Source organism: Paraliobacillus salinarum, assembly GCF_014083865.1.
GTDB classification, from domain to species: Bacteria; Bacillota; Bacilli; order Bacillales; family Amphibacillaceae; genus Paraliobacillus; species Paraliobacillus salinarum.
The window spans coordinates 133,335-155,161 of record NZ_JACEFA010000005.1; the positions used below are offsets into that span (position 1 = coordinate 133,335).

General features: G+C 34.5%; 26 protein-coding genes and 1 other annotated feature. Of the genes, 24 read left to right on the top strand and 2 right to left on the bottom strand.

Translation table 11 applies throughout. The features are described from left to right. Nucleotides 1-11 precede the first annotated feature (11 nt). The 17 genes from HP569_RS07225 to HP569_RS07305 all read left to right on the top strand — a co-directional run bounded on the left by HP569_RS07225 (nt 12) and on the right by HP569_RS07305 (nt 16,133). Nucleotides 12-1,151 carry a cysteine desulfurase family protein gene (locus tag HP569_RS07225; protein WP_182200498.1) on the top strand — a complete coding sequence of 380 codons (1,140 nt, stop codon included), beginning with the start codon at nt 12-14 and terminating at the stop codon, nt 1,149-1,151. A 14-nt stretch (nt 1,152-1,165) separates the two neighbouring features. Then, nucleotides 1,166-2,275 (top strand): tRNA 2-thiouridine(34) synthase MnmA, encoded by a 1,110-nt coding sequence (gene mnmA / locus HP569_RS07230; protein ID WP_182200499.1) that lies wholly within the window; start codon nt 1,166-1,168, stop codon nt 2,273-2,275. 65 nt (nt 2,276-2,340) lie between these two features. Further along, nucleotides 2,341-3,009, top strand: coding sequence for a tetratricopeptide repeat protein (locus HP569_RS07235; protein ID WP_182200571.1), 669 nt, complete (start codon nt 2,341-2,343; stop codon nt 3,007-3,009). 24 nt (nt 3,010-3,033) lie between these two features. Beyond that, nucleotides 3,034-5,358: an SF1B family DNA helicase RecD2 gene (gene recD2, locus HP569_RS07240; protein ID WP_182200572.1), complete on the top strand. Its 2,325-nt coding sequence runs from the start codon at nt 3,034-3,036 to the stop codon at nt 5,356-5,358. Between the two features lie 146 nt (nt 5,359-5,504). Continuing rightward, nucleotides 5,505-5,693, top strand: a complete 189-nt coding sequence (locus HP569_RS07245; RefSeq protein ID WP_182200500.1) for a hypothetical protein — start codon at nt 5,505-5,507, stop codon at nt 5,691-5,693. A gap of 21 nt (nt 5,694-5,714) precedes the next feature. Beyond that, nucleotides 5,715-6,773: an AI-2E family transporter gene (locus tag HP569_RS07250; RefSeq protein WP_182200501.1), complete on the top strand. Its 1,059-nt coding sequence runs from the start codon at nt 5,715-5,717 to the stop codon at nt 6,771-6,773. 67 nt (nt 6,774-6,840) lie between these two features. Continuing rightward, nucleotides 6,841-7,047 (top strand) — a binding site (T-box leader). A 69-nt stretch (nt 7,048-7,116) separates the two neighbouring features. After that, nucleotides 7,117-9,750 (top strand): alanine--tRNA ligase, encoded by a 2,634-nt coding sequence (gene alaS, locus HP569_RS07255; protein WP_182200502.1) that lies wholly within the window; start codon nt 7,117-7,119, stop codon nt 9,748-9,750. 106 nt (nt 9,751-9,856) lie between these two features. Continuing rightward, nucleotides 9,857-10,123, top strand: coding sequence for an IreB family regulatory phosphoprotein (locus HP569_RS07260; RefSeq protein ID WP_182200573.1), 267 nt, complete (start codon nt 9,857-9,859; stop codon nt 10,121-10,123). A 1-nt stretch (nt 10,124) separates the two neighbouring features. Next, nucleotides 10,125-10,544: a Holliday junction resolvase RuvX gene (gene ruvX, locus HP569_RS07265; protein ID WP_182200503.1), complete on the top strand. Its 420-nt coding sequence runs from the start codon at nt 10,125-10,127 to the stop codon at nt 10,542-10,544. Between the two features lie 10 nt (nt 10,545-10,554). Continuing rightward, nucleotides 10,555-10,833: a DUF1292 domain-containing protein gene (locus HP569_RS07270; RefSeq protein ID WP_182200504.1), complete on the top strand. Its 279-nt coding sequence runs from the start codon at nt 10,555-10,557 to the stop codon at nt 10,831-10,833. Between the two features lie 205 nt (nt 10,834-11,038). Next, nucleotides 11,039-12,217 (top strand): endolytic transglycosylase MltG, encoded by a 1,179-nt coding sequence (gene mltG / locus HP569_RS07275; protein ID WP_182200505.1) that lies wholly within the window; start codon nt 11,039-11,041, stop codon nt 12,215-12,217. Between the two features lie 89 nt (nt 12,218-12,306). Further along, a complete protein-coding gene (locus HP569_RS07280; RefSeq protein ID WP_182200506.1) occupies nt 12,307-12,960 on the top strand; it encodes an O-methyltransferase in 654 nt (217 codons plus the stop codon). 19 nt (nt 12,961-12,979) lie between these two features. Continuing rightward, entirely contained in the window at nt 12,980-13,615 is a 636-nt protein-coding gene (udk, locus tag HP569_RS07285) for a uridine kinase (protein WP_182200507.1), read from the top strand. Between the two features lie 168 nt (nt 13,616-13,783). Next, nucleotides 13,784-14,260, top strand: coding sequence for a transcription elongation factor GreA (greA, locus tag HP569_RS07290; protein WP_182200508.1), 477 nt, complete (start codon nt 13,784-13,786; stop codon nt 14,258-14,260). A gap of 141 nt (nt 14,261-14,401) precedes the next feature. Beyond that, nucleotides 14,402-15,115, top strand: a complete 714-nt coding sequence (locus HP569_RS07295) for a DUF1510 family protein (protein ID WP_182200509.1) — start codon at nt 14,402-14,404, stop codon at nt 15,113-15,115. A 13-nt stretch (nt 15,116-15,128) separates the two neighbouring features. Continuing rightward, on the top strand, nt 15,129-15,824 hold the full coding sequence (gene mtnN / locus HP569_RS07300; protein ID WP_182200510.1) for a 5'-methylthioadenosine/S-adenosylhomocysteine nucleosidase: 696 nt from the start codon (nt 15,129-15,131) through the stop codon (nt 15,822-15,824). 84 nt (nt 15,825-15,908) lie between these two features. After that, nucleotides 15,909-16,133: a YrhC family protein gene (locus HP569_RS07305; RefSeq protein WP_182200511.1), complete on the top strand. Its 225-nt coding sequence runs from the start codon at nt 15,909-15,911 to the stop codon at nt 16,131-16,133. A 111-nt stretch (nt 16,134-16,244) separates the two neighbouring features. On the opposite strand, the gene sigK is transcribed toward HP569_RS07305, so the two are convergent. Both sigK and HP569_RS07315 read right to left on the bottom strand, forming a co-directional pair. Next, nucleotides 16,245-16,943 (bottom strand): RNA polymerase sporulation sigma factor SigK, encoded by a 699-nt coding sequence (gene sigK / locus HP569_RS07310; protein WP_182200512.1) that lies wholly within the window; start codon nt 16,941-16,943, stop codon nt 16,245-16,247. Between the two features lie 105 nt (nt 16,944-17,048). Beyond that, nucleotides 17,049-17,195: a sporulation histidine kinase inhibitor Sda gene (locus tag HP569_RS07315; protein WP_182200513.1), complete on the bottom strand. Its 147-nt coding sequence runs from the start codon at nt 17,193-17,195 to the stop codon at nt 17,049-17,051. Between the two features lie 380 nt (nt 17,196-17,575). Here HP569_RS07315 and HP569_RS07320 point away from each other — a divergent pair, with 380 nt between their 5' ends. From HP569_RS07320 to rsfS, 7 genes are read left to right on the top strand one after another with little or no spacing between them, the layout of a single operon-like run. Then, nucleotides 17,576-18,091, top strand: coding sequence for a YqeG family HAD IIIA-type phosphatase (locus HP569_RS07320; protein WP_182200514.1), 516 nt, complete (start codon nt 17,576-17,578; stop codon nt 18,089-18,091). Then, the gene (yqeH, locus tag HP569_RS07325) at nt 18,079-19,182 is read left to right on the top strand and encodes a ribosome biogenesis GTPase YqeH (protein WP_182200515.1); all 1,104 of its coding nucleotides are present in this window, start codon (nt 18,079-18,081) and stop codon (nt 19,180-19,182) included. The genes HP569_RS07320 and yqeH overlap by 13 nt, the downstream gene beginning before the upstream one ends. Nucleotides 19,183-19,203: 21 nt before the next feature. Then, nucleotides 19,204-20,022 carry a shikimate dehydrogenase gene (aroE, locus tag HP569_RS07330; protein WP_182200516.1) on the top strand — a complete coding sequence of 273 codons (819 nt, stop codon included), beginning with the start codon at nt 19,204-19,206 and terminating at the stop codon, nt 20,020-20,022. 16 nt (nt 20,023-20,038) lie between these two features. Next, a complete protein-coding gene (yhbY, locus tag HP569_RS07335; RefSeq protein ID WP_182200517.1) occupies nt 20,039-20,329 on the top strand; it encodes a ribosome assembly RNA-binding protein YhbY in 291 nt (96 codons plus the stop codon). Nucleotides 20,330-20,339: 10 nt separating this feature from the next. Further along, the gene (locus tag HP569_RS07340) at nt 20,340-20,918 is read left to right on the top strand and encodes a nicotinate-nucleotide adenylyltransferase (RefSeq protein WP_182200518.1); all 579 of its coding nucleotides are present in this window, start codon (nt 20,340-20,342) and stop codon (nt 20,916-20,918) included. Next, entirely contained in the window at nt 20,896-21,468 is a 573-nt protein-coding gene (gene yqeK, locus HP569_RS07345; protein WP_182200519.1) for a bis(5'-nucleosyl)-tetraphosphatase (symmetrical) YqeK, read from the top strand. The genes HP569_RS07340 and yqeK overlap by 23 nt, the downstream gene beginning before the upstream one ends. After that, complete coding sequence (gene rsfS, locus HP569_RS07350; RefSeq protein WP_182200520.1) at nt 21,469-21,825, top strand: ribosome silencing factor; 357 nt, start codon at nt 21,469-21,471, stop codon at nt 21,823-21,825. The last annotated feature ends 2 nt before the right edge of the window (nt 21,826-21,827 follow it).

A 21,827-nucleotide genomic window follows, 5' to 3' on the forward strand; every position in this document is an offset into this window, starting at 1 on the left:
AGGCGTAACAGATGGAGCCAATTTACCTTGATCATGCAGCAACTACACCTATGCATCCAGATGTGATAAAGGAAATGAACCACACAATGGAAACTACGTTTGGTAATCCATCTAGTGTGCATTATTTTGGAAGGAAAGCTCGAAAATATCTTGATGAGGCTAGACGTGTCGCTTCAAATAGTATCGGAGCAAATGAAAAGGACATTATCTTTACTAGTGGTGGAACTGAAGCAGACAACATGGCTTTATTAGGCACAGCACTTGCTAATAAACAAAAAGGAAATCATATTATAACAACTGAAATTGAACACCATGCTACACTGCATGCAATTCAGTACTTGGAACATCAAGGGTTCGAAGTAACGTATTTACCAGTGAACGAAATGGGACAAGTAATTGTTGAGGACGTTGAAAAAGCACTTACAGATGAAACCATTCTTGTATCTATAATGATGGTAAATAATGAAACAGGTGCGATTCAACCGATTGAACAAATTGGTAAGCTACTTCAAGAACATCAAGCATATTTTCACACGGATGCAGTACAAGCTTATGGTCTACTTTCTATCAATGTGCAACAGCTTGGTGTTGATTTATTGACTACTTCTTCCCATAAAATCAATGGTCCAAAAGGTATTGGATTTCTATATGTGAAGCAAGGTGTGCATTTTGAAGCATTGCATCACGGGGGAGAACAGGAACGAAAGCGCCGCCCTGGAACAGAAAACATCCCTGCAATTGTTGGTTTTCAAAAAGCAATTGAACTGGCTGGTGCAGAAAGAAACGAGCGAACAGAGACATATAATTATTATAAACAATTATTTGTAGATAGTTTACAAGAAGCGGGTATTAAGTTTTCAGTTAATAGCTCAAAAGAAGTAATCCCTACGATCATAAATATTAGCTTCCCAGGTACGAATGTAGAAGCTTTATTAATGAACTTTGATTTAGATGGAATTGCAGCATCGAGTGGTAGTGCTTGTACTGCTGGTTCGGTTGAAGCCTCTCATGTATTATCAGCGATGTTTGGAAAAGGGAGCGAAAGAACACTTAATTCTATTCGTTTTAGCTTTGGAATTGCAAATAATGAACAACAAATAAAAACAGCAGCTAATCGTATAGCGAAGGTTGTAAATAGACTTAGAAAGTAGTGAGGTGACGAAAAATGACAGATAATAGTAATACACGTGTTGTAGTAGGAATGAGTGGGGGAGTAGATTCTTCTGTCACAGCCTTATTGCTTAAACAACAAGGATATGATGTGGTAGGTATCTTTATGAAAAACTGGGATGACACGGATGAATTTGGTGTTTGTACAGCTACAGAGGATTTTGATGATGTCGTTCGTGTTTGTAACCAGTTAGATATTCCTTATTATGCAGTGAACTTTGAAAAGCAATATTGGGATAAGGTGTTTACTTATTTCTTGGATGAGTACAAAGCAGGACGTACGCCAAATCCAGATGTTATGTGTAATAAAGAAATTAAATTTAAAGCATTTTTAGAACACGCCCTATCTCTAGGAGCGGATTATGTAGCGACAGGTCATTATGCACAAGTAAGAGAAGTGGATGGACGTTATGAAATGCTTCGTGGGGTAGATGATAATAAAGATCAAACGTATTTCTTAAATCAATTAACTTCTGATGTGTTAGCGAAAGTGATGTTCCCGTTAGGACATTTACCAAAAAAAGAAGTACGCCGAATAGCTAATGAACATGGTTTGGCAACAGCTACTAAAAAGGATAGTACAGGTATATGTTTTATAGGTGAACGTAATTTCAAGGAATTCCTTAGTGAATATCTACCAGCACAACCTGGGAAAATGAAAACAATGACTGGAGAAGACAAAGGTCAGCACGAAGGATTAATGTACTATACAATCGGACAAAGACAAGGATTAGGTATAGGTGGTCCAGGAGATCCGTGGTTTGTTGTAGGTAAAGATTTAGAAAAAAATGTTCTTTTTGTAGAGCAAGGGTATGCGAATGATTATTTATATTCTGATGGTTTAATTGCTACTGATGTAAATTGGATAAATGGCGCACCAACCGAAGCAATGGTTTGTACTGCCAAGTTTCGTTATCGTCAAAAAGATAGTAAAGTAACCGTTGTTCCAATCGATGATAATCGCGTGGAAGTCATATTTGATGAGCGAGAAAGAGCGATCACACCTGGACAAGCAGTTGTTTTTTATGATGAAGAAGTATGTCTAGGTGGGGCAACCATCGATGAAATCTTTAAAGATAAAGAAAAATTAAACTATGTAGGTTAATGAAGTACAGAACAGATGACGTTTCTGTTCTGTATTTTCATATCATTAGAGAGGTGAATGACTTTATGGAAGAAATGAATCAAGGTATTCAATATATGCAAGAAGGGAAATATCAAGAGGCAGCGCAATGTTTTAATGATGCTATTGAGAGTTCGCCAAATGATCCGGTCGGTTACATTAACTTTGGAAATTTATTAGTCCACATAAATGATTTTGATCGCGCTATTCGTTTTTTTCAAAAAGCGATTGCTTTAGATGAAACAGCTGCAACAGCTTATTATGGATTAGGCAATCTATACTTTGAAAAAGAAGATTATGCAAAGGCGCAACGTTATTATCAGAAAGCGGTACATTATGGACTTGAAGAGGCTGATGTGTTTTTTATGCTAGGACTATCCTTTCAACAAGAAAAGAATGATAAACTAGCATTACCATATTTTCTACGTGCAAAAGAAATTCAACCAGACGATGAGATCATTCTTTTCCAATATGGGTTATCGTTAGCACAATCAGAACAGTTAACTCTAGCAAAAGAAACGTTTGAACAAGTACTAGAAATTAACCCTTCGCACAGTGATGCGCATTATAATCTTGCTGTAGCGTTTTTATTTGAAGAAAATAGTGAAAAAGCATTGTACCACTTAAATGAAGCTATTCGATTGCAACCAGATCATACATTAGCCTTAAGTTTGAAGGAGCAAGTAGAGACGTTGCTACAGCAAAATGAGGAATAATCTTGGTAAAGGGGCCCTTCTGTGATGGAAGAAATTCAAGAGAATAAAGAAGAACGATATATTAAGGGAGAACTAATCCATACTATTTTTTCTAATCAGCAGGAAGGTTTCTCAATTGCAAAAATTAAGGTGACCGATACGAATGAATCCTTTAGTGACAAGGAATTAGTGATTAAAGGGTACTTTGGAGAATTAGCAGTCGGGGAATCATATATTTTTCAAGGTTATTTTGTTGATCACAAAAAATTCGGTCGGCAATATCAGGTCGAACATTATCGACGGTTTATTCCAGACACAACAGAAGGATTAATCGCCTATTTATCAAGTGATTTATTTCATGGTATCGGTAAAAAATTAGCACAACGAATAGTAGATAAATTAGGAGATACTGCTGTATCGAAAATTTTAAAAGATGCTACTGTCTTAGATTCAATTAAAGGATTAACCAAAGAAAAAGCAGAGAATTTATCACGCAGTCTTCAAGAGCATCAAGGGTTTGAACACGTGGTAGTTCATCTGTCCAAATATGGATTTGGATTAAAGATGGCACAAAAAATATACGGAACCTATCAAGCAGAGGCAATAGATATTTTGCAAAACAATCCGTATCAATATGTTTTTGATATTGAGGGATTTGGATTTATACGAGCAGATGAAGTTGCAAAACAAAATGAGTTAGAAATGAATCATCCGATGCGATTGCAAGCTGGATGTTTATATACGTTACACGAGTCTATTCAAGATGGTCATGTTTATTTACCAATTAATGAATTATTAGCGAAGTCTAGTATTTTAATTCAAGCGCAGCGTTATCAAATTACTGAGAATGAATTGAATGAACAACTAGAAGCATTACATACGAGTAAACACGTGATTATTGATAACCAACGTGTTTATTTGCCGGTATTATATTATGCGGAATCAGGTTTTTGCACACAATTAAAACGTACACTTGATCATAATTTAGACTATGACATTGTGGAAGCTGATTTGTTGAAAATTGTTGGCGATATCGAAGAAGAAGAATACTTAAGTTATGGTAAAGAACAATTTACAGCAATTCAACAAGCTCTATCTCAAAAAGTGATGATCTTAACAGGTGGTCCTGGAACTGGAAAGACAACCGTGATAAAAGGTATCTTGCGTGGTTATAGTGAACTGCATGATATGTCACTTGATCCCAATACATATGATAACAAGTCAGACTTTCCTTTTATTTTAACAGCCCCTACAGGTAGAGCGGCGAAACGAATGACAGAATCAACTGGCTTACCCGCAGTGACGATTCATCGGTTGTTAGGCTGGGATGGAAATGATAGTTTCGAAAAAGATGAAAACAATCAATTAAACGGGAAATTATTAGTAGTTGATGAATTTTCTATGGTGGACGTCTTTTTGGCAAATCAATTATTTAAAGCGATTCCGAACGAAATGCAAGTATTATTAGTTGGAGATGAAGATCAATTACCATCGGTTGGTCCGGGTCAAGTTCTGTCGGATCTACTTGCTAGCGATCGAATTCCTGCAGTTAAATTAGATGAAGTTTATCGCCAAAAAGAAGGATCAAAAATAATACAATTAGCACACGAAATAAAGCGTCAGGATGTATCTATCACATCATTAGCTAAATCATCAGATTTTAATTTTATTGATTGTAATGAGCATCAGGTTGTCGAAGTTGTAAAACAAATTATGAATAAAGCGCAATCAAAGGGGCTAGATTTAAAAGATATGCAAGTGGTTGCCCCTATGTATCGTACACAAGCCGGGATTCACCGTTTAAATGAAGAAATCCAACAGCTAATTAATCCTAAGCAAAAAGGAAAACGCGAAATTAAAACAAGGGATGCTGTTTTTCGGGCTGGAGATAAGGTAATTCAATTAGTCAATCAACCTGAAGATGGTGTGTTTAACGGAGATATCGGAGAAATTGTGGCGATTCAACAAGAAGATGAATCAGATGAACAAGAAGAACAAGTCATTGTTGTGTATGATGATAAAGAAGTTGCTTATAATAGACAAGAATTACTGAACATTATGCATGCTTATTGTATTTCCATTCACAAATCTCAAGGCAGTGAGTTTCCTATTGTTATTTTACCGGTTGTATCCAGTTATCGCCGAATGTTGAAGAAGAATTTGTTATATACTGCAATTACCCGTGCAAAACAGTCCCTATTGTTGTGTGGAGATAAGCACTCCTTTTTAAAAGGAGTTCAACAAGAAGACAGTAATACTAGATTTACTACTTTAAAAGAAAAGCTACAATTATTACTTGATGGTAAGTTAAACATTGAAGATGAAGAAACAGTGGAAGAAGCAGAATTATCACCTTATGATTTTTTATAATCGTTTTGGATAAAAAAATATGCTGTAACATTAGACGAACTTTAATTTATTTTAAAATATAAGTTCGTCTTTTGTTATTCCTTACTTGTATATTTTTATTATTTATTGGAAAAAATGATAATAAAATTACAGTAGGAGTGAATCAATTGCATTGTCCAAATTGTAAAACGAAAAACATTGGCAAAATCGGTAGTCAACATTATTATTGTTGGGGATGTTTTATCGAATTAAGGTTAGAGAATAATATACTCCATATGGATCAAGTAGAAGAAGATGGTTCGTTAAGTTCATTACACGATCTTTTTACAGAAGAAGAACGATCGTTATTAAGATAATGATGTCAGGGAGTAATTGATATGCTTTCAAGAAGAATCATCAGGAAATGGCTTTCTATTTTTATTCTGGGAATTATTATTCTACTGTTTATTTATTTGTTATATCTCTTGTTTCCATTTTATAGTCAATTAGTAGCGGTAGTTATTAAAATTTTAACGCCATTTCTTATTGCGGCATTTATTGCTTATTTACTACATCCAATGATTGAAAAAATCCATCAGTATCATATTCCTAGAAGTTTAGTCATTGTTGGTGTGTATGTTTTGTTCTTCGGTGGAAGTGCTATTGCTATGTACTATGGATTTCCTGCATTACTAAAACAAATTAAGGAAATACAACAGGCATTACCTAATTTCTTTGATACTTATCGTTATACTGTTTATCAGTTGTATGAGAGCACTGCTTTTCTACCTGAATCCTTTCATGATCAAATGGATTTGTTCTTTAACCATATTGAAAAAAGTATAGAGCAGTGGGTTGCACAGCTATTAAATCGTGCTACTAAAATTATGGATATCCTTATGGTTGTAGCGGTTATTCCTGTTTTAGTTTTTTATATGTTAAACGATTTTGATTTAATCAAGTCTAGCTTAATCAAACTATTCCCAAAAAGATATCGAACTAGAGTGAATCGGGTCTTGCCTGCGGTTGATAAAGGATTAGGAAGTTATATACGTGGACAGCTTCTTGTTTGTTTTTTTGTGGGAGTAATTTCTTATTTCATCTTACTATTCATTAAGATGAAATATCCACTTGTCTTAGCGGTAATCATGTCAGTGACAAATATTATTCCATATTTTGGACCGATTATTGGCGCCTTGCCAGCAGTGATTATTGCATTTACCATTTCAACAAAGCAAGTGATTTATGTTGTGTTAGGAGTTGTGATCGTTCAAATAATAGAAGGAAATTTACTATCGCCATATATCGTTGGTAAAAGTGTACACTTGCACCCTGTTTTTATCATATTTATATTATTAGTCGGTGGTGAAGTTGCTGGCCTAATTGGTATGATTGTTTCTATCCCTTTGGTAACAATCATTAAAGTTATTATTTTTCAAAGTAAAAACGACGATTGATTGTATATATAAAACTTGAAAGATTGACAGAAGGGCAAAAGTTAACTATAATATCGTCAATAGTTAGTAAAAAACGTAGAAAAACATTAGTATGTGACAGACCATTTCAAGAGAGGAATTTCCTTGGCTGAAAGAAATTCTAAATGAAGGGTTACAGAAGCTAGTTTGGAGTGCAGCTAATTCCTGCCGGTTAAACACCGTTATCGTTTTAAGGTGATGAATCTTATGGTTCATAATCAGGGTGGTACCGCGATAGTCAACTCTCGTCCCTGCAAGTATTTGCAGAGAAGAGAGTTTTTTTAATTCTATAAAGAAGATTAATTATTTTAGGAGGCTTTGTAAGATGAAGCAATTAACGTCTGCGGAAGTACGACAAATGTTTTTAGATTTTTTTGAAGAAAAAGGACACCGAATAGAACCAAGTGCATCTCTTGTACCGAAGGATGATCCAACTTTACTTTGGATTAATAGTGGTGTAGCTACATTAAAGAAATATTTTGATGGACGAGTGATTCCTGATAATCCAAGACTAGCTAATGCACAAAAGTCTATTCGAACAAATGATATTGAAAATGTTGGTTTCACTGCTAGACACCATACTTTTTTTGAAATGTTAGGAAACTTTTCTATTGGTGATTATTTTAAAAAAGAAGCAATCTTATGGGCGTGGGAGTTTTTAACTGACGAGAAATGGATTGGCTTTGATCCTGAGAAATTGTCAGTCACTGTCCACCCAGAGGATGATGAGGCGTATGATCTTTGGAAAAATGAAGTTAAACTTCCTGAAGAACGAATTATTCGCTTAGAAGAGAATTTTTGGGATATTGGTGAAGGACCGAGTGGACCCAATACAGAGATATTCTATGATCGTGGCGAATCATTCGGCAATGATCCAAATGATCCGGAATTATACCCTGGTGGGGAAAACGATCGCTATTTGGAAATTTGGAATTTAGTATTCTCTCAGTTTAATCATAACCCAGACGATACATATACACCATTACCGAAGAAAAATATTGATACAGGGATGGGCTTAGAACGAATGGTATCTGTTATTCAAGATACACCAACCAATTTCGAGACGGATTTGTTTCTTCCTTTAATCAAGAAGATTGAAACCTATGCAAATGTAAAATACGGAAAAAATGATCAAACAGATGTAGCGTTCAAAGTTATTTCTGACCATATTCGAACTGTTTCATTTGCGATTGCTGACGGTGCATTGCCTTCGAATGATGGGCGTGGATATGTCTTAAGAAGATTGTTAAGAAGAGCGGTTCGTTTTGCAAAACAAATAGGTATTGAAAAACCATTTATGTATCAGTTAGTTGGTACTGTTGCAGAAATTATGCAAGCATTTTATCCAGACTTAAAGAAAAAGCAGGAGTTTATTGAAACCGTAGTAAAAACAGAGGAAGAAAGATTTCACGAAACTCTACATGAAGGTTTAATTATCTTAGAAGAGATCATTAAAAAAGAAAAAGAACAAGGAAAAAATATTTTTCCGGGAATTGAAGTGTTTCGATTATATGACACATATGGATTTCCTAAAGAGCTAACAGAAGAATATATAGCAGATGCTGGTTTTACAATCGATGAAGCTGGTTTTGAAAAGGAAATGCAAAAACAAAAAGAACGTGCACGAAATGCAAGACAAAAAGTAGACTCAATGCAAGTACAAGACGAGATATTTCATGCACTAACAGCTGAAAGTAAATTTATTGGCTATGATCAATTAGCAATTGATACAACAGTGGAAGCTATCATTCAAAATAAAACATTCGTTGAAGCTTCTACAGAAGAAGAGTTGTATATTGTGCTAAAAGATACTCCTTTCTATGCTGAAAGCGGTGGCCAGATTGCAGACAAAGGCTGGATATATGCTGAACACGGTGAGGCGAGAGTAGAAGATGTACAAAAAGCACCTAAAGGACAAAATTTACTTCGTGTAATTGTTACAAAAGGAACATTACAACAAGGTAGTAAGGTGAAGGCAGTTGTTGATAAAAACGGGCGAACATTAATCGAAAAAAACCACACTGCGACACACTTATTACATCAAGCATTAAAAGATGTACTTGGAGAACATGTGAATCAAGCAGGATCACTAGTATCAGCGGATCGCTTACGTTTTGATTTTTCTCATTTTAATGCAATTACAGATGAAGAAATAAAAGAAATTGAATGGAATGTGAATCAAAAAATATGGGATTCTTTAGCTGTTACAACAAATTATCATTCTGTCGAACAAGCTAAGCAAATGGGTGCGACTGCATTGTTTGGTGAAAAATATGGTGATATTGTAAGAGTGGTTTCTGTTGGAGACTATAGTTTAGAATTGTGTGGTGGTTGTCACGTCCAAAACACTTCTGAGATTGGTGTATTCAAGATTGTTACAGAAACAGGTATTGGAGCAGGTACAAGAAGAATCGAAGCAATGACTGCAAAAGGTGCATATCAATTTGTTACACAACAACAACAAGTTTTGACACAAGCTGGACAGTTATTAAAGGCTTCTAAAGATAAGGTGCCAACAAGAATTAATGATCTATTTATCGAAATCAAAGAGTTACAAAAAGAAAAAGAAAAGCTAAACCAGAAATTGTCTAACCTTGAAGCGGCATCCATTTTGGACAAGGTAGAGCAGTTAAATAGCGTTCCTGTTTTAATAGAAAAAGTAGATGTATCAGATATGGAACAATTACGTGGCATGGTTGACGAGCTGAAACAAAAAATTGGTTCAGGTATTATTCTGCTTGGAGCTGTTAATAATGGGAAGGTACAGTTAGCTGCCGGTGTTTCAAAAGATTTAATTGACCAAGGCTATCATGCGGGTAAATTAATTAAAGAAACAGCTACACGTTGCGGTGGTGGCGGCGGTGGTCGACCAGACATGGCTCAAGCTGGTGGTAAAAACCCAGAAAAATTACATGACGCACTAGCATATGCAAAAACATACATTTCCAATCAAGTTTAAATTGTGAAATTTTTATGAAAAAAGGTATAATTATTAAACAAGCAGTCATTTATGTTATGATGATTGCATGAACAAAGATAATATATGGATAAAGGCGGGTGCTATTATGGGGTCAATGGATAAAACAATGAAATTTAACTTCTCTGAAGAACCTTTTGAAGAAAATATAAATGCTGTACTACTAACAGTATATGAAGCACTGCATGAGAAAGGTTATAATCCAATTAATCAAATTGTTGGTTATTTACTATCAGGTGATCCAGCCTATATTCCGAGATATAAAGATGCACGAAATTTAATACGACGAGTGGAAAGAGATGAGCTTATAGAAGAACTGGTTACCTTCTATTTGCAAAAACATAAAGAGGACTAATATGAAAAAGATGGGTTTAGATGTTGGTTCTAAGACGATTGGAGTGGCTGTCAGCGATGCAATGGGTTGGACAGCCCAAGGTCTTAAAACCATACGGTGGGACGAGAATGACTATCAAACTGCTAAAGACGAATTAGCGCTCATTATTCAACAACATGAAATATCTAAAGTTATTGTTGGATTACCGAAAAATATGAATGGTACAATAGGTGAAAGGGCAGAAATGTCACAGCACTTTGCATCGTATATCGAAGAGCAGTTTAATATACCAACGATCCTTTGGGATGAACGTTTGTCAACTATGGCAGCTGAACGTGTGCTTTTAGAAGCAGATGTTAGTAGAAAAAAAAGAAAAAAAGTAATTGATAAGATGGCAGCAGTGATGATCTTACAAGGTTATCTTGATGCTAATCAAAATTAGGAGGCTAACTATGGCTTTAGAAGAAAAAGAACGTATTATTATTCCTGACGAAAATGGAGAAGAGCATTTATTTGAAGTGCTTTTTACATTTGACATTGACGAAAATGGTCAATCTTACATCGCTGTTGTTCCAGTTGAACAAAAAGATGATGAAGAAGTAGAAGTATTTGCATTCCGTTATGAAGACAAAGAAAATGAAGATGATTTAGCATTATTCCAAATTGAAACAGAAGAAGAATGGCAAATGGTTGAAGAAATGCTAAATACATTAACAGACGAAATGGAATAACCTATGAAGCAGAGGGCAAACACCTTCTGCTTTTTTATTTAATTTTTCTTACTAGTTTCACCACGCTTTATAAGTATTGCTCATAGAAAATATTATTTTGAATTAAAAATGCGTTAAATGCCGATAAAATACAAAGTTTTTAAAATTACATAGAAATTATGTGGAATGTTGTAGTATAATATAGCGGGTGAAGGGAGGAATCAAGATGTCCACGTCTGATCATGAACAAAATAACAAAGCAGAAATGCATAACGATAATAATCAAACACATGAACAAATGAAAAAAGAAAACTTTTTGAAGCGATGTAAAGAAGCTAGTACCGTAAGGAAGATTGTTTTCGGCCTATTATTGCTATTGTCGATAGTAATCGTTGTTGGAGGAACCTCTGGATATTTTTATGTTAAAAATGGACTTGAACCAGTAGATCCATCTGATGAATCAACGAAAACAGTAACAATACCGTTAGGATCTTCTACTTCACAAATTGCTAGTATTTTAGAAGATAATGGGATCATTTCGAATGATTTAATTTATCGCTTTTATGTTAAGTTTAATAACGCGTCACAATTCCAAGCTGGGGAATATCAACTTTCTCCTTCAATGTCATTAAAGGAGATCACTGATAAAATACAAACAGGTGTTATTATGCAAGATCCTGTGTTTAGTGTGACGATACCAGAAGGAAAAACTTTAGAAGAGATAGCTCAACTCTATGAAACGAATGCAGAGATTGATGCAGATGAATTTATGAAAAAAATGAAAGATCAAGAATACATCAAACAATTGATTGATGCATATCCTGAAATTTTATCTGATAAGATTTTAGCAGAGGATATACGCTATCCTTTAGAAGGGTATTTATTTGCTGCTACCTATCAATTTTATGAAAAGAATCCATCTATCGATAGTATTATTCATGATATGCTAGAGAAAACGCAGCAAGTAGTAATGGATTACTCACCACAAATAGATAAGGTAAAAGAATATAGTGTACATGAGGTATTAACATTAGCTTCACTAGTTGAAAAAGAAGCTAGAACCCAAGAAGATCGGGAACGTATTGCCGGTGTCTTCTTTAATCGTTTGAATAAAGATATGATTCTTCAAACAGATCCAACCGTGTTATACGCGTTAGGTGAGCATAAGGATCGAGTATTATACAAAGACTTAGAGGTAGAATCACCTTATAATACTTATCAAAATAAAGGATTAACACCTGGTCCTATATCCAATTTTGGTGAAAACTCACTTGATGCAGTGCTAGACCCTGAGTCAACAAATTACCTATACTTTGTTGCTGCGCCAGATGGAGAGGTTTATTATGCTGAAACGTATGACAGACATAAGCAGTTAGTACAAGAACATCTAAGACGAAGTAAATAATTTAAAAAGGGAGACTTTAAACGAGTTTCCCTTATTTTCTATCCTAGTGAGCATTAAGTTGATAGGTATATACTATAGAGATAGGATGAATGACAGAAATGAATAGCAAGTATTTAGAAAGTTTATTAAAAGAAACACCTGAATGGATTAAAGAACTTGAGACGTATGCGACTCTTAATCAAGTGCCAATTATGGAACCGCTAGGAATTGATTTTTTAACGCAACTAATAAGAATAAAGCAACCGAAAAAAATTTTAGAAATTGGCACTGCTATCGGGTATTCAGCATTAAGAATGCTTGAAGCGTACCCACAAACATCGATTATAACCATTGAACGTGATGAAGCGCGTTATAAACAAGCACTTATTAATTTAGAAAAATATGATCAAGCAAATAAAATCAAAGTCATATTTGGTGATGCTCTAGAAAGCGAAGAAATAGTTAGAAATGAAGGACCTTATGATGTACTGTTTGTTGATGCAGCAAAAGGACAATATAAACGCTTTTTTGAATTGTATGCACCTATGCTTGCAAATGACGGGATCATTATATCGGATAATGTACTATTTAAAGGTTTGGTAGCATCAGAAGAAATATCCGATGTGAAAAGAAAGAATAATTTAGTAAATAAGATTAAAGCATATAATCAATGGTTAACTAGCCATTCGGACTATCATACATCTATTATTCCGATAGGTGATGGAGTAGCTATTACAACAAGAAAACAAAATACAACAGATTAGTAAAGGGGTATGAAAGATAATGAAAGAGAAACCTATTATAATTGGTGTAGCGGGTGGTTCAGGTTCAGGTAAAACGTCTGTCACTCGATCAATTTGTCAACGATTTGCAGACAAGACCATTTTGGTGCTTGAACAAGATTATTATTACAAAGACCAATCACATCTACCTTTTGAGGAGAGATTACAAACAAACTATGATCATCCCTTTGCTTTTGATAACGATTTGTTAATCGAACATGTCAATCAATTGATTCAGCATCAAGCAATTGAAAAACCAATCTATGATTACAAACGTCATACGAGATCTAAAGACGTGTTAGAAGTTGAGCCGAAAGAAGTAATTATTTTAGAGGGAATACTTATTTTAGAAGACCCACGGTTAGTTGATCTAATGGATATTAAGGTGTATGTAGATACAGATGCAGATGTTAGAATTATCCGCCGACTGCTTAGAGATATAAAAGAAAGAGGGAGAACAATTGATTCTGTGATCGACCAATATATTAATGTCGTTCGTCCAATGCATTTACAGTTCGTTGAGCCAACAAAGCGTTATGCAGATATAATTATTCCTGAGGGCGGAGAAAATCATGTTGCAATTGATTTGATGGCGACAAAAATTCAAACGATTTTAAATCGAAAAGAAAATAACTAGTACTTAATAAACTAACTATTGAAAAATTCTCTAAAATCTGCCATAGTATTGGTTAGTACATTTATTAACCGTTTACTTTTCAATAAGTGAATAGGTATATTTCTTTCTTTGTAAGAATAAATATCAGAAAAATACTTGAAAAAGGTTTGGATTAAAGGAGTGTAACTTATGGCTATAGAAAAAAGCTATTATATGACACAAGAAGGTAAAGAAAAATTAGAAAAAGAATTACATGATTTGAAAACAATAAAACGTCAAGAAGTGGTAGAACGGATTAAAGTTGCTAGAGACTTTGGTGACCTATCTGAGAACTCTGAATATGATGCAGCAAAAGATGAACAAGCTTTTGTGGAATCTAGAATTGGCCAAGTCGAAAACATGATCCGTAATGCGGTTATTATCGAAAATAATGATCAAAATCCTAATGTCGTTTCATTAGGAAAATCAGTTACCTTTAAAGAATTACCTGATGGTGACGAGGAAACCTATATGATTGTAGGTAGTGCAGAGGCTGATCCTTTCGAGGGGAAAATATCGAATGATTCACCAATCGCTAAAAGCTTACTTGGCTGTGAAATTGGTCATGAAGTGACTGTACCGACACCTGCTGGAGACATGCATGTTAAAATTATAAGTGTTGACTAATTAAGAACTTGGCATATTGCCAAGTTCTTTTATCCATAAGTATGAATAACGTTAATAAGCGTTCTTTATGGATAGGACAAGCATAGTATAAAGAAGTTAGATTACTCTAACTAAAATAATAATAATCAGGGAGGGAGAAATATGCCGGAAGAATATGATTACCATTTAAGTAGAACAAATCGTTTTGAAAAACGTCGAAAAAACAAAAAATTACTTATTATATTTAGTATTAGTGCAGCAGTGATTCTCTTGTTGTTTTTTACTGTTCAATTAATAACTGGTGATCCTGCAGAAGAACAATCTGCTCAAAATGATCAACAGCCAGTACAAGACAGTGAACAAACAGAGCAAGCAAACCAATCGGATATTGACGGATTAGAAGATAAAGATAACGCTGATAAAGAACAATCAGATGAAGAGTCAACCATTCGTAATGATGAAGCAGAAGCTAATTCTAATTCAAATGTAAAATTAGAAAAAGTGGAAACCGATGATGAGCTAGTGGTGAATGCATATACTGGAGATTGGAGCCCTATACCGACTGAGCAATCAGGACCTCATGAAATTTCTTGGGAACAGGAATCACAGGACTGGGAGGAAATGATGGAAGCTGCTACTTTGGCTACAGGTGTCACACAAGAAGACATGTCTTATTTATGGGTATCAGGTGATGGTCCGCAAAAGGTAGTTGCAACATTTTCAAATAAGGCAGAATCTGAACATTACCGTGTGTATTTATCTTGGATTGAAAATGAAGGATGGCAGCCTCAAAGAGTGGATGAATTAAAAGAAAATGATCAGAGACACCGATTCAATTCAGATGAATCATCCGAAGAAGAATCAACTGAAGAATAGAGGAGAGTCTAAATTGAAAATAGGTATTATAGGTGCAATGGATGAGGAAATAACATTATTAAGAAATAAAATGACAATACACGATGAGGTAACGATCGCTAACTGTAGATTTATTGAAGGTGAATTAGAAAATAAAGATATTGTTCTTTTACAATCAGGTATAGGTAAAGTAAACGCCGCGATGGCAACTACTATATTACACGAGCGATATAAGCCAAGCCATATTATTAACACAGGCTCAGCTGGTGGTTTTGATGAAAAATTACAGGTTGGTGATTTAGTAATCGGCAATGAGGTAACACATCATGATGTAGATGTGACTGCTTTTGATTATGTTTATGGCCAAGTTCCTGGTATGCCAGCACGTTATTTAGCGAATGAACAATTAATGGAATATACAGAAGCAGCGATTAATGATTTTACCGATTTGAATCAATGTAAGCGCGGATTAATTGCGACGGGTGATTCTTTTATGAGTGATTCCAATAGAGTGGCATTTGTTAGAGAGACCTTCCCTAATCTTATTGCTGCGGAGATGGAAGCTGCTGCCATTGCACAAGTTTGTCATCAATACGAAACACCATTTGTTGTTATTAGAGCTTTGTCAGATATTGCTGGTAAAGAATCGTCTATTTCATTTGATGCATTTTTGCAAACAGCAGCAAAACATGCCTCAGAATTAATTATAAAAGTACTACAAAAAATGTAGCTCTAAAATGAATGAATTACCAGGTAACTAGTTGCCTTTACCATGTTATGATAGTTTTATATCATAATAGAAAGGGGAGGCAACATGGAGCAAGCGATCATAGATCGAGTAATTGATTATAGCCGCTTTACTTTTGTGCTTCTCATTTTAAGTGCATATTTGTATGCCGGAATGTTAATTCAATTATATATAAGACAAACAACAGAACATACCAGCTTCATTGTTTATTTACTGGTGTTATGTTTATTGGGAGCATGTTTTTTTGCAATGAAGATAAATAGGTTGAGTCATAAAAACGATGTCATGTAAATAGGGTGAAGAATATGGAACAAATGCAACTTTATATTTGTATTTGTTCCATATTTACATATATTTTGATGAGTGAAATTAGAAAGTAACTGAATTTTGATGTTAGTGTGGTTATTTTTCTTTACGATAGTACTCATGAAAAACTTTCATGAGAGCACGTTTTTCAATCCGTGATACATAGCTGCGTGATATGTTTAGTCTTCTTGCTATTTCCCGCTGTGTTAGTTCATCTTCGTTTGAGAGGCCATATCTACTAATAATTACCTGTTTTTCTCTTTTATCCAATATGTTTAAGTATTGTTTTATTTTTTCAACTTCCATGTTTAGTTGGATAAATTCAACGATATCTTCATTCTCGGCTTCTAAAATATCAATTAAACTAATTTCGTTTCCTTCCTTATCCTGTCCGATGGGATCTTGCAAAGATACATCTTTCTTTGTTTTTTTTAGTGCACGTAAATGCATTAATATTTCGTTCTCTATACATCTCGCAGCATAAGTTGCTAACTTTGTTCCTTTACCTGCTGAATAACTCTCAATTCCTTTTATTAGGCCGATTGTTCCAACAGAAATTAGATCTTCTGTATCTTCGCCGGTGTTTTCGAATTTTTTTACTATATGGGCAACTAGACGCAAATTATGTTCAATCAGCTTATTTCTTGCCTCCTCATCACCTTCTTGCATCTTTTGGATTTGTATTTGTTCCTCTTTTGGCTTGAGCGGTTGCGGGAAAGCGTGGTTTTTAACGTATGAAACAAAAAAAAGTACATCCTTCATAATAAAGGCAAGTGCACTTAAAACTACAGACATAGATGCACCTCCATAAAGTATTTGGGCCATAGCCTATACTTAACTTTATGATTGTGCTTGAAGAATTGTGTCTGTCCATGATCAATATGTTTTTATCGATTAGATTTAGCTAATGTTTTGATTTATATAATCAGTTTTAATGGATCTTTTACGCATCTCTTGCTCAATCAAATGAATGAAGTCAGGGTTTAATTGTAATTCATTGGCTTTGTAGTAAGACTCAACTAATAATTCATCTGATAAATTTTGCATGATCTAACCTCCATTATTATTTGATAGAATTTGTATAAGTCGTTTTCATATGCTGATGAAATAGGTTAACATAACAGTAGCAAAATAAATTTATAGATACAAGCGATTAGTTATCTACATGCACCTGTAGATAACTTGTGAATAAAGTGTTCAAAAATTAAAAAAAAGATTGATTTAAAGAGTATTATTTTGTTGATAAACTTATCCACATGTTGAAAAAAGAGAGAAATTGTCGAACGATTTATACGGTTTTTTCTTAAAAAGATGCATAAAATAATTTTTTTGCTGTTTTTTACACAATTAGTTTTGAAAGAACGGTATAAATTGTTTATGATGAATAGGTGGAAATGATGTTATAGAATACTGAGGTGAGTTAAGTCGTGTTAAAAAGGTTTTTACCCAATCAACATGTACAAGATGTTTTTGAAATAACACCAGCGATGTTAAAAGAAAAAGGAATCAAAGGAATTATTACGGATTTGGATAATACGTTGGTTGCGTGGGATGTAGCTGATGCTACTCCAGAAATTATACAATGGTTTAAACAGATGGAAGATAACGGTATTCGTGTTACGATTATATCTAATAATAACGAGAAACGAGTGAAGTTGTTTTCGGAACCATTGAAAACCCCATTCGTTTACAGTGCGCGTAAACCATTAACAAAAGCTTTTAAAAAAGCGTCTAAACAAATGGAGTTATCTAAAGATGAAATTGTAGTAATCGGTGATCAATTAATGACGGATGTGTTAGGCGGTAATAGTGCTGGTTTTTACACTATACTTGTCGTACCAATTGTTCAAACGGATGGGTTCTGGACAAAATTTAATCGTCGCGTGGAACGTAGAATATTAAGCTGGATGAGAAGGAAAGGATTAATTACATGGAAAGAGTAACGTATTGTCAAGGTTGTGGTGTAGGTATCCAAACAAAGGATAAACAGGAACCAGGATATGCTCCTAGTTCTGCATTAACGAATGAAACGGTCATTTGTCAGCGATGTTTTCGACTAAAGCATTATAATGAAGTGCAGGATGTTTCATATACCGATCAAGATTTTTTGGATATGATTAGTCAAATCGGTCAATCAAAAGGGTTAATTGTTAAGATTGTAGATATTTTTGATTTCAGTGGTAGCTTTATTAAGAGTATGCATCGACTAACTGGTAAAAACCCGATTATCTTAATAGGAAACAAAGTAGATTTGTTACCTAAATCAACGAATTTAAATCGATTAAAGCACTGGATGAAAAAAACAGCTGCTGATTTAGGCTTGGTGGTACAGGACGTGTATTTAATTTCTGCTGCTAAAGGTAAAGGAATGGAAGAAGTTAAACATGCTATTGAACATTACCGAAATGCGAATGATGTATATGTTGTCGGTTGTACAAACGTTGGGAAGTCAACATTCATTAATCGCTTAATCAATGAAACTACAGGAACAAAGGATGCGATTACAACGTCGTATTTTCCTGGAACAACGTTAGGATTTATTGAAATACCATTAGATGAAAATACCGCACTGTTTGATACGCCTGGCGTAATCAATCGAGGACAAATGGCACATTATATTTCAAATAAAGACTTGAAATTAATCACTCCTACGAAGGAAATAAAGCCAATTGTTCATCAGCTTCAATCGGGTCAAACCTTATTTATTGGTGGATTAGCAAGAATTGATTTTATTAAAGGTGAGAAACAACCATTTGTTTGTTATTTCGCCAATCAGCTATCAATTCATCGGACAAAGCTGGAAAATGCTGATGCATTGTATGAATCACATAAAGGGGAGTTACTTGCTCCACCAAGCAAAGAAAATCTGTCACAATTACCAGATTGGTCTACACACACATTTAAAATTACTGGAGACAAAAAAGATATTGTCATACCTGGTCTTGGTTGGATTACGTTGTCCGGTGAGCCAGCAACTGTTTCTATTCATACACCGAAAACAGTAGCTCCAGCTTTTCGAGATGCGATTATTTAAAGAAAATTAGGGAGGGATAAAATGAAATTAGGATTAATTGGTTATCCAATTCAGCATTCATTGTCCCCGTGGATTCATAAACATTTTCTTGAACAAATTAATCAAGAGGGACAATATCAACTGTATGAAACGAGTGGAGATAAATTCTCTGAAGTTGTTGAAGAAATGAAATGCGGTGGATTAAAAGGTTTTAATGTAACGGTTCCTTATAAACAAACAATCATCCCTTACTTAGATGAGTTAGATAGTTATGCAAAGCAAATTGGTGCAGTTAACACGGTTGTTTTTGAGAATAATAAATGGATAGGGTATAATACAGACGGATTAGGATACGTTCAAGCAGTAAAAGATCAATACCCAGGATTATTTACTGGTGATAAAAAAGTGTTAATCCTTGGGGCTGGTGGAGCTGCTAGAGGTATTTTTTATGCGCTTTGCCAACAAGATTTTCAAAAAATCGATATTGCAAATCGTACAATGGAAAAAGCAATAGCATTAAAAGACCTTAACCAAAGAGAAGAGATTGAAACCGATTGTTTTACATTTGCAGAAGCTGAAATAAAGGTAAACAACTATGATCTTATCGTACAAACAACATCTGTAGGAACAAACGAAGACTTGTCCGTTCTTTCATTAGAAAAACTAACAGATACTAGCGTTGTTAGTGATATTGTCTATCAACCTTTAACGACAACGTTTTTACAACAAGCCAAAGACAAAGGGGCAAGAATTCATCGTGGTCATACGATGCTTTTATATCAAGCGAAGTTAGCGTTTCAAAAATGGTCAGGACAAACAGTTACTGTAACAGAATTAATGAAAGAGCTAGAAAAACAATGAATAAAGGATGACTAATATGTTAACAGGAAAACAAAAAAGATTTTTACGAGCAAAAGCAAATCGCTTACGTCCAATTTTTCAAGTTGGAAAAGTTGGTGTGAATGACAATATGATTGTACAAATAGAAGAAGCTTTGGAGAAAAGAGAGCTAATTAAAGTTAGCATACTTCAAAATTGTATCGAAGAAAAAGATGAAGTAGCTGAAGGGCTAGTTCAAGGTACAGGAGCAGAATTAGTACAAATTATTGGAAACAATATTGTTTTGTATAAGGAATCAGTAGAAAACAAAACGATAGAATTGCCATAAGGTGTGACATATGAAAAAAGTAGGATTATTAGGTGGTACGTTCGATCCACCTCACATTGGGCATCTAGTGATCGCAGAAGAGGTTTATCACGAATTAGGTTTAGATGAAGTGTGGTTCATTCCTTCAAATGAACCACCACATAAAAATAAAGCGACCACTACTGTTAAACACCGTCTTTCGATGGTTGAAGCAGCAATAGCGAGTAATGATCATTTTTTATTAAACCCAATAGAAATAGAACGACCTGGGAAATCATATACATTTGATACGATTCAATTATTAATTCAAAAACACCCAGATATTTCATTTTACTTTATTATTGGTGCGGATATGGTGGAATATCTGCCTAAATGGAATCGAATAGATGAACTAGTTAATTTAATCACGTTTGTTGGCGTAAAACGGCCAGAATATGAATTAAAGACAGACTATCCAATTCAAGTGATTGATATTCCAGGCTTGGATATTTCATCAACAATGATACGTGAACGTTTAGCTGAAAGAAAACCGGTTACTTATTTTATTCCACCTTCTGTCAGACAAGTGATAAAGGAGAATCAATTATATGAACCGAGAGAGCGCTCTTGAGCTTCTGAAACCACATTTAACTCAAAGCAGATACGATCATACAGTTAGAGTGACCGATGTAGCAATTAAATTAGCGGAGCATTATCAGGTTGATTCATCCAAAGTTGAATTAGCGGCTATTTTTCATGATTATGCAAAATATAGAGATGTGAAAGAGATGGAGCAAATTATTCTTCAATCTAATTTACCAAAAGATCTATTGCACTTTCATTCAGAACTATGGCACGGTCCAGTTGGTGCTTTATTAGTTAAACAAGAGATTGGTATAACAGATGCGGATATACTAAGTGGTATTCATTGGCACACAACAGGAAAAGCGCATATGAGTACATTTGAAAAAATTATTTTTATAGCTGATTATATTGAACCTGGACGAGATTTCCCTGGTTTGCATGAAGTAAGACAACAAGCAGAGCATGATTTAGACACAGCATGTTTTTTAGCGCTAAAAAACACAATTGCTTTTTTAGTGAAAAAACAACAGTCAATATATCCAGATACGTTTCATGCATATAATTATTTTAAAAGAAAAATAAGAGGTGTTATTTAGATGAATCATAAAGAAATTTTAAAAATAGCAGCACAAGCCTGTGACGATAAACGAGCAAGTGATATTGTTGCTTTAGATATGAATGATGTGTCGTTAATGGCAGATTATTTTTTGATCTGCGATGGTTCAAATGAAAGGCAAGTACAGGCAATCGCTAGAGAAATTAAACAGCAAGCAGAAGCAAATGATTTTACTGTTAAGAGAATGGAAGGATTTGACCAAGCAAGATGGATTCTGGTTGATTTAGGGGATGTCGTTTGCCACGTTTTCCATAAAGATGAGCGTAACTATTACAACCTAGAACGACTTTGGGGAGATGCTCCACATGTAGACTTAGAGCTATCGTCAGAAGGGTAAGA